We start from the raw sequence: 11,902 nt of genomic DNA, 5'->3' as shown, positions 1-11,902 counted from the left end.
CGGTCTGGGGCAGCAAGTCACGTGCCGTTCGCGGGCGGGGAGAGCGAAGGAGAAAGAATGCAGTGCTTCGTCGCGACGCAGCTTCAGCGCGGACGCGGCCACCGTCCGCCGTGCACCGTCGCGCAATGCGTGCCGGAGACGAGCGCAGCCTTCAGATCGCTGCGTTCCGAGAAACGCGGGGCGTCGAACCAGAGCAGGAACTCGTCGCGCCACACGCCCCAGGCGTTCTCGTCGAAGTCGAAATCTTCGTCGATGCATCCGTTATCGCGCAGATACGCGCCGACGACCTGCTTGCCGTTCCAGTATGCAACGGCCACATCGGTCAGATCGGCGGTCATGCCGCGCGGCAGATCGCGGAGCAGCATGGCGAGGTGCGCCCTGAACGATGTGAAGTCGGTCGGTCTCATCGTGTGCTCCGCTTCAAAAAGATGCGTTGAAAACACTTACGCGGCGCGCGCGTTTCAGCCGAACGCGCCCTTATTGAGGTCCTTCTCGAACGCCGCCACCCATGCGGTGCCGTGCCCGATGCGATATTCGCGCTCCTTCAGCGTCGAGCGCCGCACGATGTTCACGTGTCCCCGCAGCGGATAAACATCGTCCACGACATCCGATTCGCCCGCTTCCTGCACGAGGAAATCGGTCGGGTCGAGCCGGTGTCGCGCGAGAATCGCGAGGAATTCCGCCTTCTCGTCCGGTGCGATGACTGACATGGCGCCCTCCAACATCGAACGCTGCTCATTCAAGGTAGCACACGCGCGGACGAACGGCGAAGCGAATCGCCTCGGCATGCGGCCCCGCACATAACTTGCTGCGGAGGGTGGCCGATACATTTCCCGGAGGCTTCGCCGATGAACGTTTCGCCGTATCGCCACGCGGCTTTCTGCGCGGCTTTCTGCGCGGCCCTTCTCGCATGCGCGCACGCGCACGCCGGCCAGCCCGCTTGCGGCGTGCTGCAAGGCGCGTCGGGCAACGCGCTGACGTTGCAGGAAGGCGCGCGCGCCGATCTCGTGCAAGGCGACAAGGCCGTGCACGGCGCGCTGCATATCTATCGGGATGACGCGGTCTATCGCGTGTACTGGCAGCCGGATGGAAGCGCGGAGCAGTACGTGCTCGCGAATGTTGGGGAAAACAGCGTGCGGCTCGTCTCGACGCCGCCGCGCGGCGCGAAAGTGGACGCGGGACCGGGCACGCTGCCGCCGCAGCAGGTACTGTCGTGTCCCGCGTTGTGAAGCGATTGCGTGGCCGACGCCTTACTTCGCCAGCACCTTGCCGATGGCGTCGACGACGATCTGCACGTTGCTCTCGTTCAGCCCCGCGACGCACATGCGCCCCGAACGCAGGATATACACGCCGAATTCCTCGCGCAGACGGTCCACTTGCGGCGCTTCGAGACCCGTGTAGGTGAACATGCCGCGCTGTTTGACGTAACGCGACAACGCCTCGCCATGCACATGCTCGCGCAGGCCATCGTGAATCGCGCGGCGCATGCGTGCGATGCGTCCGCACATCGCCGCGAGTTCATCTTTCCACGACTGTGCGAGTTCCGGCGTCGTCAGCACCTTGGTCACGATCTTCGCGCCGTGCGTCGGCGGATTGCTGTAATTGGCGCGCACCGCGCTCGTCAGTTGGCCGAGCACGCGGTCGGCTTCGGCGGCATCGTCGCAGATCACATGCAGGCCGCCGCAACGCTCGCCATAGAGCGAGAAGTTCTTCGAAAACGAATTCGCGACGAACGCGGGCACGCCACGGCGCGCAAGCTCGCGCACGGCGAACGCGTCGTCTTCGAGCCCCGAGCCGAAACCCTGATACGCCATGTCGACGAACGGCAGCAGGTCGCGCTTATGCAGCACGTCGATGATCTTGACCCACTGCGCTTCGTCGAGGTCCACGCCGGTCGGATTGTGGCAGCACGCATGCAGCAGCACGACGCTCTTTGCCGGCAACGCGTCGATGGCTTCGAGCATCGCGTCGAAGCGCAGGCCGCCGGTGGCTTCGTCGTAGTACGGATACGTGTTCACTTCGAAGCCCGCGCGCTCGAAGATGAAGCGATGGTTCTCCCACGTCGGATCGCTCACCCATACCTTCGACGCCGGAAAGTATCGCTTGATGAAGTCCGCGCCCACCTTCAGCGCGCCCGAGCCGCCGAGCGTCTGCACGCTCGCGATGCGGCCTTCGGCGCGCGCCGTGCTGCCCGTGCCGAATACGAGCGCCTGCACGGCATCGCGATAATGCGCGAAACCGGCCATCGGCAGATACGGCTTCGGGCCGAGCTCTTGGAGAATCGAGAGTTCGGCTTCGCGCACCGCCTGCATGACGGGCAAGCGGCCGGCGTCGTCGAAATAGATGCCGATGCTCAGATTGACCTTGTTCGTGCGCGGGTCCTTCTGAAAGTTTTCGTTCAGCGAGAGGATCGGGTCGCCGGGGTAGGCATCGATATGTTCGAACATGGTCTGGGTATCAGGACTAGATTCAGGACGAAGGATGAGCGGGACGGCGCGCGGCGCCCTTGGTTCTGAGATAGTAGCCGATTCCGAGAACCGCCAGCCAGATAGGAATGAGATAGACGGATAGCCGCAGGCCCGGCGTCTCGTACATCACCCACACGATGCCCGCGACGAACGCAAGACACAGATAGTTCGTGAACGGATAACCGAGACTCTTGAAGGTCGTGGCCGCGCCCTGCTCGCGCTTGTGGCGGCGGAACTTCAAATGAATGATGCTGATCATCGCCCAGTTGATGATGAGCGCCGATACCGCGAGCCCCATCAGCAGTTCGAACGCGCGGCCCGGAATGAAGTAATTGATCAGCACGCACGCCGCCGTCACGACGGCCGACACGAAGAGCGCCGCGAGTGGAATGCCGCGCGCGCTCACGTGGCGCAACGCACGCGGCGCGTTGCCCTGCTGCGCGAGGCCGTAGAGCATGCGGCTATTGGCATAGACGCCGCTGTTGTACACGGAAAGCGCGGCCGTCAGCACGATCACGTTCAGCACGTTCGCGACCAACGTGCTGTTCATCTCGCGGAAAATCAGCACGAACGGGCTGCCGCCGGTGGCGACCTTGTCCCACGGATACAGCGAAAGCAGCACGCCGAGCGCGCCGATATAGAAAATGAGAATGCGGTAGATGACCTGATTCGTCGCGCGAGGAATGCTGCGCGACGGGTCCTCGGCTTCGGCCGCCGTGATGCCGACCAGTTCCAGCCCGCCGAACGAGAACATGATGACGGCCATCGACATCACGAGACCGCTCGCGCCGTACGGGAAGAAGCCGCCGAGCCGCCAGAGGTTCGCGACGCTCGCCTGCGGCCCCGCGTGACCCGACACGAGCAGATAGCCGCCGAACAGAATCATGCCGACGATCGCCGCGACTTTCACGATGGCAAACCAGAATTCGAGCTCGCCGTACGACTTCACGCTCGTCAGATTGATTGCGTTAACAATCGCGAAGCACGCGAGCGCCGATACCCACGGCGGCAGCGCCGGCCACCAGTACTGCATATAGATGCCGACCGCGGACAGCTCGGCCATGCTCACGAGGATATACACGGCCCAGTAGTTCCAGCCGGACACGAAGCCGGCCGCGTGACCCCAGTATTTGTCGGCGAAATGGCTGAACGAGCCGGCCACGGGCTCGTCGACGACCATTTCCCCCAACTGCCGCATGATGAAAAACGCCATCATCCCGGCGATCGCGTAGCCGAGCAGCACGGACGGCCCGGCGAGCTTGATGGTCTGCGCGACGCCTAAGAAAAGCCCCGTGCCGATGGCGCCGCCGAGCGCAATGAGTTGAATGTGGCGGCTCTTGAGTCCGCGCCTGAGTGTTTCGTGCTGCGCTGCTGCCGGGTTGTTGCCTGAAGCCATTGTCGATCTCTGCCTGAACTGCCAAGGACGCGCGCCGCTCTGCCTGCCTTGCCGGAAAACGCGAAAAGTGTTGTTTTTTCGTGCGACGGGCGACTGTACAGGGCGAACACTCGCCGAACCGTGCTTCACGGCGCGCGGAAAAACACGCGATTTTACCGCCCCGACGCCCCGGGAAGCCTTGTCGGATGGACTCCGCACCCTCATGGGGCGCGAGGGCGAGTCGTCAAGAGATCAAACTGAACCGGGAATCAGGTCTTTTTCGGAGGATTGATTCGGACGCTCCCCGCGCAGAATGGATTCATCCACTTACGGGGAAGCCAACATGTTCCAGACGACGCAAACGAATGGCACGCCGCAGCAGACGGCGATTCTCGGCGCAATCGAATCGCACGCCGGCATGGCGGCTTTCGAAGCCGACCTGCTCGCTGAACTCCGGACGGCATCGGACAACGTGCTGCGCCTCGCCGCGCAGGTGCGCACGCAGGTCAACGCGGATGCCGCCGCCGACGCCGCAGAAACGCTGGCCGGGCAGCACGCAATCGCGCAAAGGCTGATCGGCCGGCTGCTCGCCATGCCCGTCGCCCAAGCCTGAGCACCACGCCTCACAAGAACACGCATCGAATCGAGGAATACGACAATGAACTACCTGACCATCATCGCCATCGTCTGGACCGTTTGCGCGCTGTTCGCCGTGTTGTTCATCCGCGGCGCGACGCTGCGCGAGCGCAAGCCGGTGCCCGTGCAAAGCCGCGCGCGCCGCGCCGCCGCCGCCAGCGTGAAAGACGCGAGCCGCGCGTAACGGCTCAACACGCGGCGCGGCGTCACTTGATCGCCGATACCGCCGCGCGCAGGCCGAGCAGATAGCTTTCCACGCCGAAGCCGCAGATTTGCCCTTTGACGACTTCGGAGAACACGGACACGTGCCGGAACGCTTCCCGCGCGTGAACGTTCGACATATGCACCTCGATGATGGGCACGGTCAGAATGGCGAGCGCATCGCGGATCGCGTAGCTGTAATGCGTCCACGCGCCCGCGTTGATGACGACTGCATCGACGTTATCGCTGAACGCCTGATGGATGCGCGAGCACATCTCGCCTTCGATGTTGGTCTGGTAGCACTCGACTTCGACGCCCAGTTCCTTGCCGAGCGCGGCCAGTTGCTCGTCGATCTGCGCGAGCGTCGCGGTGCCGTACTGCTTCGGATCGCGCTTGCCGAACATGTTGAGGTTGACGCCGTGCAGCGTCAGGATCTTTGCCATGGTGTGTCCTCGAAGGATGAGCAGCGTGCGTTAAGGGATGCGCAGATTCTGAAGGCCGGCTCGCGCGATGACAATAGCGCCTGCTGACCGCTCGCCTCTTTCAGTTTTCGACCGACCTGCCGTAAACCCGCATATGACGGTGCCCGCCGGATCAGCCCGCGCTTCACCGATGCCTTCCCCGTATTTTTCCGGTTCGCCGGTATCTCGCATGTCAGGTTCCTCGTCCTTGCTCGATTCCCTTTTGGCGACACCGGCAACGGACGACGGGCGCATCACGCCCTGCATTCGCTCCTCGCTCCTCTTCACCCTGCTCGACGACATTCGCCCGCTGCTGCTCGCAGGCGGCTCGACCGCGTTCGTCGCGCTGGTCGCGCTCGTGCGCGTGCGCGCGCCGTGGACCGTCGCGTGGTTCATTGCGGACGCGCTGGTTCTCGCCGCGCGCGTGATTGTCGTGTGCCGCTATCGGGCGGCGCGGCGACAGCGCTCGCCCGAACCGGCGCCGTGGGCGCGGCGCTATGCGCCGTTCGGGCTCATCGCCTGCGGCTTGACCGGCCTGGGCGCGATGGCCTGCGTCATGTCCGGCGACGCCATGCTCGCCTCGCTCGCAATCATGGTGACGGCCGGCATGCTCGGCGGCATTGCGTCGCGCAACGCGGGCGTGCCGCATCTCGCGATCTCGCAGGTTTGCGCGGGCAGCGTGCCGATCGGCGTGGGCGCGCTTCTTGGCCCCGCCGGTTACTGGATGCTCGTGCCGCCGCTCGTCGTCTATATCGGCGCGATGAGCGTCGTCGTGCGCCGCCACTATCGCAATCTCGTTGCGTTGATGACGGCTGAGGAAGAGCACGCGGAACTGGCCGCGCGCTTCGACGCCGCGCTCGCGCACATGCCGCACGGCCTCTGCACGATCGACGCGGCGGGCGCGGTCGTCATCGCGAATCGCAAGGTGGCGCAGCTTTTCGGCGCGACCGCCGACATGCTGCGCATCGGCGTGGCGCTGCCCGAGTTCATCGGCTATCTGGCGCTCGCCGAGCATGGCGAATCGCAGCGCGCGAAGTTGACCGCGCGCTGCGGCGAGTGGCTGAAGGACGGCCACGCCCCGCTCGAACTCGCGCTGCCCGATGGCCGCCAGCTGGAACTGAGCCGCGATCCGGTGCCGGACGGCAGCGCGGTGATCATCGTCGAGGACGTGACCGCGCGCCGCCGCGCGGAAGCGAAGATTTTGCACTGGGCGCATCACGACTCGCTGACCGGCCTGCCGAACCGGCGTTATCTGAGCGACCACGCCGAGCGCCTGATCGCGGGCAGCGCGCACCGCGAGAAGGTCATGGTGATGTACGTCGATCTGGACGGCTTCAAGCACGTCAACGATTCGCACGGTCACGATGCGGGCGACGAACTGCTGCGACGCGTCGCGGACCGTCTGCGCAACGCGATGCGGCATGGCGAACTCGCGGCGCGTCTGGGCGGCGACGAGTTCGCCGTGGTCGCGACCTACTTCGCGGATGCCGCGAGCATCGCGTTCGCGCGGCGCATCGTGCGCGATCTGTCGTTGCCTTATGAACTCGACGCGGGCGTGGTCGTGACGCTGGGCGTGAGCATCGGCATTGCGCTTGCGAAGCCGGGCGAATCGTTCGAGCGCGCGCTCAAGCGGGCCGACATCGCGCTCTACGAAGCGAAGACCGAAGGCCGCGGCGGCTACCGCTTCTCGAAAGACGACGCGCTCGCGGCGCGCGAAGAACTGGACGCGCTCGCCGCGCCCACGCATCGAATGTGACGACGGGCGCTATCCGCGATGCAGATCGAGCGCGGCATGCAGCATGTCGCGCAATTCGATCAGGTCGCTGCGAATGAGCGCGGTGAAGGTATCGACGTCTTCCACCCAGCTTTCCGATTCACGCAGCAACGCGCGCAGTTCCTGGCACTGGTCGTACAGCATGGACGGACCGAGCACCGTCAGCCCGCCCGCGAGCTTATGCGCCCAGCGGCGCAGCTTGCGCGCGTCCTTCTCCTTGCAGATGTCGTCGAGCGCGACGATGTCTTCGTCGATCTGCCCGGCGAGGTCCGGCATATACGCGGCGGGAATCGGCGGAAAGCGCGGCGGTAGGTCGTCGTCCTCCGGCGCTTCGTTCGCGGCCTGCGCTGCGGTCTCGGGCGCGGCGCCTGCCGCATCGACGCCGGCGGTTTGCAGCACGCCCGCCAGCACCGCGAGCGGGACCGGCTTGGTCAGATAATCGGTGAAACCGCGCGCGCGTCCGCGCTCCACGTCCTGCGCGCTCGCGCTCGCGCTGATCGCATAGATACGCATCGCCGGATCGAGCGCGCGCGCGGCGACGAGCAGTTCGGCGCCTGACATCTTGGGCATGTCCATGTCGGTCAGCACGATATCCACGCGATGCTTGCGTAAAAGATCAAGCGCCTCCTCGCCGTCCTTCGCCTCCAGCACGGATGCGCCGAGCGTCAGCAACTGATCGCGCAACAGCCCGCGATTGAGCCGGTTGTCTTCGGCGATCACGACAGTCGGCCCCGCCTTGCGCGCGGCCGGCAGCGCGAGCGCGTCGTCGGCGTGCGGCGAGACACGCTGGCGTCCCTTGATGGTCGCGATCGCGTCCTTGAATCCCTTGAGACTGAAGATGCTCACTTCGAGCACGCCGTCGCCCCAATGCACGGGCACGAGCGGGCCGTCCTGCGTCATGCGGATCACGCGCGTGCCGTCCTTCCACGCCGCCTTGATGTCCTCCTCGGTGAACTCGTCGGTGGCGATCAGATACTCGCAGCCTTCCGCGAGCGCAGGGTCGGCGTGATTCATGTACGTGACGGCACTGCGCTCCGGGTCGTAGAGATTCTCGAACCATTCCCGATACTCGCTCGCGCGGCACAGAATGGCGGGCTTGCCGTCGAGCAAGGCGGCGTCGCCGGTGTCGGACGAATGGTCGGCGGCGAGCGGCAGCCACACCTGAATGCGCGTGCCGACGCCTTCGGTGCTGTCGAGCGAAATGCGGCCCTTCATGAGTTCGCACAGCCGCACACAGATGGACAAGCCGAGCCCCGTTCCGCGCGCCTGCGTGAGACGGTGCGCGTCGCCCTGCATGAACGGCTGAAAGAGCTTCTCGCGCTGCGACGCCGGAATGCCGATGCCCGAATCCGCGACGCTGAGTTCGAGCGCGTCGTTGACCCATCGCGCGCGCACGACGATCTTCCCTGAATACGTGAACTTGAGCGCGTTGCCGAGCAGGTTGTTGAGAATCTGCGACACGCGAATCGGATCGAACAACAGCTTCGCGGGACACGACCGCTCGATCACGACGAACAGGCGCAAGCCCTGACGGTTCGCGAGCGGCGCGTGCGCGACCATCACGCGCACGACGAGCGCGCGTATGGAGCCCCATTCCTCCGAAAGCCGCATTTCGCCGATATCCATCTTCGAGAAATCGAGGACATCATTGACGACTTGCAAAAGCGCGCTCGCCGATGCCTGCATGGCGTGAACGCGCGCTTCCTGCTCGGCGGCGAGCGGCCCGAGCGCGACGAGTTCCAGATTGCCGACGAGCGAGGACAGCGGCGTGCGAATCTCGTGGCTCATCGAGGCGAAGAAGCTGAGCTTGGCTTTCGCGGCGGCGTCGCTGCTTTCCTTCGCCTCGCGCAGCAGCCGTTCGACTTCGCGGTGCTCGGTAATGTCGGCGATCGCGCAGAAGAACACGTTGGTCTTGTTGACCACCGCCGCCGCATACGACACCTTCAGATGCAGCGTGCCGGCGTCCGGTTTGTCGAGCGTGTAGTGAAGCTGCCGGATGGCTGCGTCGTGTCCGTCCTCCGCCGGCGCCGTGCCGTGGGCGTGGAACGCATCGCGCAGGCCCGCGGGCAGGCTCGCGGACGTCTCGCTGAGATCGAACAGCGAGCGCGCGATCTGGTTCGCGGCGATCACGTGCAGGTCTTCCTGCAACGCGATGCAAAGGCCCACGGGCGTCGCCTGCACGAGCAGATGGTTAAGTATCTCTCCCTCCACCGCACGGCACGCCTGCTCGTACGAGCGCGTGAGGAAGCGATAATTCCAGTAGCGGTACATCGCAAGCAACATGGCGATGAGCGCGCCGGTGACGAATACCAGAATCGCCATTTGCACGCGCTTCGCGGCGAGCTCCGTCGCGACGGGAAGCGCGACGACCACATGCCCCATGCCGAGCGCCAGGGAGTCGAGACGCGCGCCCCAGCCGTGAGCGGGCAGCCAGTGAAACGCGCCCGGCGGCGCTTTCGCGAGCTGGTTTTCCATGAACCGGAGATCGGGCGTGTCGTCGCCCGCCAGCACCTGATGATCGTTGTCGAAGATCGCGATCTGCGATTCGAGCGATTCCGGCACCGCGCGGCGCAGCGCGCGGTCGAGATTGAGGCGCGTGAACACGAGCCCGTACGGGTCGCCGTCTCCCGCCACCACCATGAACATGACGACGGTCGGCGCGCCGAAACCTATGGAGCGCGGCGCGACATACCACATGACGCGCCGGTCGCGCGCGGCTTCGAGCGGGACGATGTTGTGCGTGTTCATGTAGAGCTTCGCCGCTTCAGCAAGCGCGGCGAGTCGCTGAGGCGGAGGAACCATATTGTCGGTCTCCGTGAAGAATCCGAAGCCGGCCGAGGCGGAACCGTCGAATCTCGTGTACTGCAAGAGCGGCGGCGTGCTCTCTTCGGGGATCATCTGACGCGCTGCCTGGCAAGCCTCGGCAAGCGCCGTGTCATTCACGCCGGGCGGATACGGCTCGCATTTCGGCTTGTTGGGACTGTCCGGCACGCCCGCCTTGGGCGCCGACGCGCCGACTTCGAGCAAGAGACTGCCCGCCGTGAGCATGTTGTAACGGCTGAATATGCTGACGTTCACGCCGCGCATGGCCGCCTGCGCGAACTCTTCTTCCGTCTTCAACGTCGCCGTCAACATGAAGAAGCCGGTGGCCGTCGCACCGCACAGCGCGGCGAAAATCAGCAGCCCGACGGCGATAGCGAAAATGCGCCGTTCGCGCTTGAGGTTGCTTTCGAGCATCCGCAGCATTTGCAGAGGAGAATCCTGCGATGCGGCGAAGAAACGCTCCATCAGGCCAACCCTGTCTTCGCGGCGTATTTAACGAGGTCTACGTGGTTCTCCACATGCAGCTTGCGCATGGCGGAGCGTTTCTGTGTCGCGACCGTCGGCACGGAACGGTTCAGCGTGCGCGCGATCTCGGTCACCGAAAGCCCCTGCGCGAAGAGGCGCACCACTTCCAGCTCGCGCGGAGAAAGCGGCTGTTCGCGCGCAAGGTCCTTCGTCGTGGAGCCTTCGCGCGCGAGGCGAAGCTGAATCTTCGGCGAGAAGAGGGTTTCCTTCGTCGAAAGCGCGCGCACGCTGATCTGCGCGAGCTCGCTCGCCGGCTCCTCCTTGCTGACGATGGCGGCGACGCCCAGCTTGCAGAGCTCGTGAAACATGCCCCCGCTCGTCATCATCGTGAGGACGACGAGCGGCACTTCGGGATAAGAGCGGCGCAGCTTGCTCACGAGACGCAAGCCGTCGAGTTCCACTTCTTCGTCGCCCTGCATCACGAGATCGGTGATGACCAGATCGGCCGGCTCCTTTTCGAGCGCGCGCACGAGATCCGCTCCCGAGTTCACCGTGGCCGTGATCGTGAAACCCGCAAGCTTGGAAAACTGATCGGAGACGGCCATCAACACGATGGGATGGTCATCGGCCAGCACCACGCGGATCGGTCTCGTGTGTCCATTCATAGGCACACCCTCGCCGGCGCTATGCGCGTTTGCATCGAAACACGAAACAGACGCGCTGCTTGGCGCAATTGAAGCAACAGACGAACAGACCAGTTCATCGCCACGTCTCCCGACCGGGCGGGCATGCCCTGTGGCCATTTTAGGATAGGTGGAATCGCATTGAAAGACGGGGGACAGCGCTTGCATCGACGCAAGGCCGGCCGGGTCCGAAGCGACGCTATTCATTCCGGTCTTCACAGTAGGCTCCAGGAGTCAGGCAGCCGAGGCGCACGCGCCGGCCGCCGCTGCGGCACAGGCGGCAACGCGGCTTGCTGCTGTCGCATCGTTCGCCGTCCGCTTGAGGGGGTGCTTCCCGTTGCGGCGCGGGCTGAGCCAGGTGACGCAACGGAATCGACGTGACCTGCGACGTCCCGTGCTTTTTGTATTGCCGGCTCTCCGCGAGGAGCATGCCCGTGATCACGATCATGGACGCGATGAAGACGACCGCCACCGTTCTTATTAGTACGGACTCCGATCTACCCGTTCCCAACGCAGCGAGAATGACGAACGACAGCGTGAAGAACGCCGGCATCAGGAACGTCGATGCGATTCCCACTGCTTCACAACACTTGCGAAAGGCCTGGCTGATCGAATCCGAAACCAACATAAGAGCACCTGACTAGGAATGCGGCTGGCCACGAGCGAGACGACCGCCTCGCCCAGCGCGATGCATCTGCGTGCGGCGAGACTTTCGCCGAACCCTGCACATGCGGCTTGCGTCGACCCGCTGTGGCATCGACTCATGACTTTAGTCAAACGTTATCGCGCGATATATCGAACAATGTCGATAACGTCTGTCAGCGTGACTGACGCACCGTGTCGCTCGTCGGGCAGTTGTCTCCAGCAAAAAAAAACCGCCCGGGTAAGGCGGCGAACTGGGTCGAAGAAAAAATCGGTGGTCCGGGGCGAATGGGCGCGCGTGGCGACTACCGCTCTCCTCGCTGGCCATGCCGGCCGCGCGCGCCATGAAGGGCGGCGCGCAACCTTTCCCGGAC

General features: G+C 64.7%; 12 protein-coding genes. 4 read left to right on the top strand and 8 right to left on the bottom strand.

The window, feature by feature from the left end:
• Positions 1-83 precede the first annotated feature (83 nt).
• Both JYK05_RS23785 and JYK05_RS23780 read right to left on the bottom strand, forming a co-directional pair.
• Positions 84-407, bottom strand: a complete 324-nt coding sequence (locus JYK05_RS23785) for a hypothetical protein (protein WP_175945636.1) — start codon at positions 405-407, stop codon at positions 84-86.
• Positions 408-461: 54 nt separating this feature from the next.
• Positions 462-710, bottom strand: a complete 249-nt coding sequence (locus tag JYK05_RS23780) for a hypothetical protein (protein ID WP_206470751.1) — start codon at positions 708-710, stop codon at positions 462-464.
• Positions 711-848: 138 nt separating this feature from the next.
• On the opposite strand from JYK05_RS23780, the gene JYK05_RS23775 reads away from it, so the two are divergent.
• Positions 849-1,229: a hypothetical protein gene (locus JYK05_RS23775; protein WP_206470750.1), complete on the top strand. Its 381-nt coding sequence runs from the start codon at positions 849-851 to the stop codon at positions 1,227-1,229.
• 21 nt (positions 1,230-1,250) lie between these two features.
• Here the strand turns inward: JYK05_RS23775 and JYK05_RS23770 are convergent, their stop codons facing one another.
• Both JYK05_RS23770 and JYK05_RS23765 read right to left on the bottom strand, forming a co-directional pair.
• Positions 1,251-2,447 (bottom strand): amino acid aminotransferase, encoded by a 1,197-nt coding sequence (locus tag JYK05_RS23770; RefSeq protein WP_206470749.1) that lies wholly within the window; start codon positions 2,445-2,447, stop codon positions 1,251-1,253.
• A 22-nt stretch (positions 2,448-2,469) separates the two neighbouring features.
• Positions 2,470-3,864 (bottom strand): amino acid permease, encoded by a 1,395-nt coding sequence (locus tag JYK05_RS23765; protein WP_206470748.1) that lies wholly within the window; start codon positions 3,862-3,864, stop codon positions 2,470-2,472.
• 292 nt (positions 3,865-4,156) lie between these two features.
• Between JYK05_RS23765 and JYK05_RS23760 the strand changes: the two genes are divergently transcribed.
• Both JYK05_RS23760 and JYK05_RS23755 read left to right on the top strand, forming a co-directional pair.
• On the top strand, positions 4,157-4,456 hold the full coding sequence (locus JYK05_RS23760; protein ID WP_206470747.1) for a hypothetical protein: 300 nt from the start codon (positions 4,157-4,159) through the stop codon (positions 4,454-4,456).
• A 45-nt stretch (positions 4,457-4,501) separates the two neighbouring features.
• Positions 4,502-4,663 carry a hypothetical protein gene (locus tag JYK05_RS23755; protein WP_175945646.1) on the top strand — a complete coding sequence of 54 codons (162 nt, stop codon included), beginning with the start codon at positions 4,502-4,504 and terminating at the stop codon, positions 4,661-4,663.
• 22 nt (positions 4,664-4,685) lie between these two features.
• Here JYK05_RS23755 and aroQ read toward each other — a convergent pair whose 3' ends face one another.
• Entirely contained in the window at positions 4,686-5,123 is a 438-nt protein-coding gene (gene aroQ / locus JYK05_RS23750; protein WP_206470746.1) for a type II 3-dehydroquinate dehydratase, read from the bottom strand.
• 208 nt (positions 5,124-5,331) lie between these two features.
• On the opposite strand from aroQ, the gene JYK05_RS23745 reads away from it, so the two are divergent.
• Positions 5,332-6,897 carry a sensor domain-containing diguanylate cyclase gene (locus JYK05_RS23745; protein WP_206470745.1) on the top strand — a complete coding sequence of 522 codons (1,566 nt, stop codon included), beginning with the start codon at positions 5,332-5,334 and terminating at the stop codon, positions 6,895-6,897.
• A gap of 9 nt (positions 6,898-6,906) precedes the next feature.
• Here JYK05_RS23745 and JYK05_RS23740 read toward each other — a convergent pair whose 3' ends face one another.
• The 3 genes from JYK05_RS23740 to JYK05_RS23730 form a co-directional block, all read right to left on the bottom strand.
• Positions 6,907-10,203 carry an ATP-binding protein gene (locus JYK05_RS23740; RefSeq protein ID WP_206470744.1) on the bottom strand — a complete coding sequence of 1,099 codons (3,297 nt, stop codon included), beginning with the start codon at positions 10,201-10,203 and terminating at the stop codon, positions 6,907-6,909.
• Positions 10,203-10,868: a response regulator transcription factor gene (locus tag JYK05_RS23735; RefSeq protein WP_241270122.1), complete on the bottom strand. Its 666-nt coding sequence runs from the start codon at positions 10,866-10,868 to the stop codon at positions 10,203-10,205. The genes JYK05_RS23740 and JYK05_RS23735 overlap by 1 nt, the downstream gene beginning before the upstream one ends.
• 217 nt (positions 10,869-11,085) lie before the next feature.
• Positions 11,086-11,514 (bottom strand): hypothetical protein, encoded by a 429-nt coding sequence (locus JYK05_RS23730; protein WP_175945658.1) that lies wholly within the window; start codon positions 11,512-11,514, stop codon positions 11,086-11,088.
• Positions 11,515-11,902: the final 388 nt, after the last annotated feature.

The organism is Caballeronia sp. M1242, assembly GCF_017220215.1.
Lineage (GTDB): Bacteria > Pseudomonadota > Gammaproteobacteria > Burkholderiales > Burkholderiaceae > Caballeronia.
Note: the sequence above shows the minus strand (reverse complement) of the source record. Positions and strands in the feature narration are given on the sequence as shown.

Bases quoted from the DNA above. Each gene is read 5' to 3' on its own strand.
- JYK05_RS23785 (WP_175945636.1), bottom strand. From the start codon at position 407: ATGAGACCGACCGACTTCACATCGTTCAGGGCGCACCTCGCCATGCTG.
- JYK05_RS23780 (WP_206470751.1), bottom strand. From the start codon at position 710: ATGTCAGTCATCGCACCGGACGAGAAGGCGGAATTCCTCGCGATTCTC.
- JYK05_RS23775 (WP_206470750.1), top strand. From the start codon at position 849: ATGAACGTTTCGCCGTATCGCCACGCGGCTTTCTGCGCGGCTTTCTGC.
- JYK05_RS23770 (WP_206470749.1), bottom strand. From the start codon at position 2,447: ATGTTCGAACATATCGATGCCTACCCCGGCGACCCGATCCTCTCGCTG.
- JYK05_RS23765 (WP_206470748.1), bottom strand. From the start codon at position 3,864: ATGGCTTCAGGCAACAACCCGGCAGCAGCGCAGCACGAAACACTCAGG.
- JYK05_RS23760 (WP_206470747.1), top strand. From the start codon at position 4,157: ATGGATTCATCCACTTACGGGGAAGCCAACATGTTCCAGACGACGCAA.
- JYK05_RS23755 (WP_175945646.1), top strand. From the start codon at position 4,502: ATGAACTACCTGACCATCATCGCCATCGTCTGGACCGTTTGCGCGCTG.
- aroQ (WP_206470746.1), bottom strand. From the start codon at position 5,123: ATGGCAAAGATCCTGACGCTGCACGGCGTCAACCTCAACATGTTCGGC.
- JYK05_RS23745 (WP_206470745.1), top strand. From the start codon at position 5,332: ATGTCAGGTTCCTCGTCCTTGCTCGATTCCCTTTTGGCGACACCGGCA.
- JYK05_RS23740 (WP_206470744.1), bottom strand. From the start codon at position 10,203: ATGGAGCGTTTCTTCGCCGCATCGCAGGATTCTCCTCTGCAAATGCTG.
- JYK05_RS23735 (WP_241270122.1), bottom strand. From the start codon at position 10,868: ATGAATGGACACACGAGACCGATCCGCGTGGTGCTGGCCGATGACCAT.
- JYK05_RS23730 (WP_175945658.1), bottom strand. From the start codon at position 11,514: ATGTTGGTTTCGGATTCGATCAGCCAGGCCTTTCGCAAGTGTTGTGAA.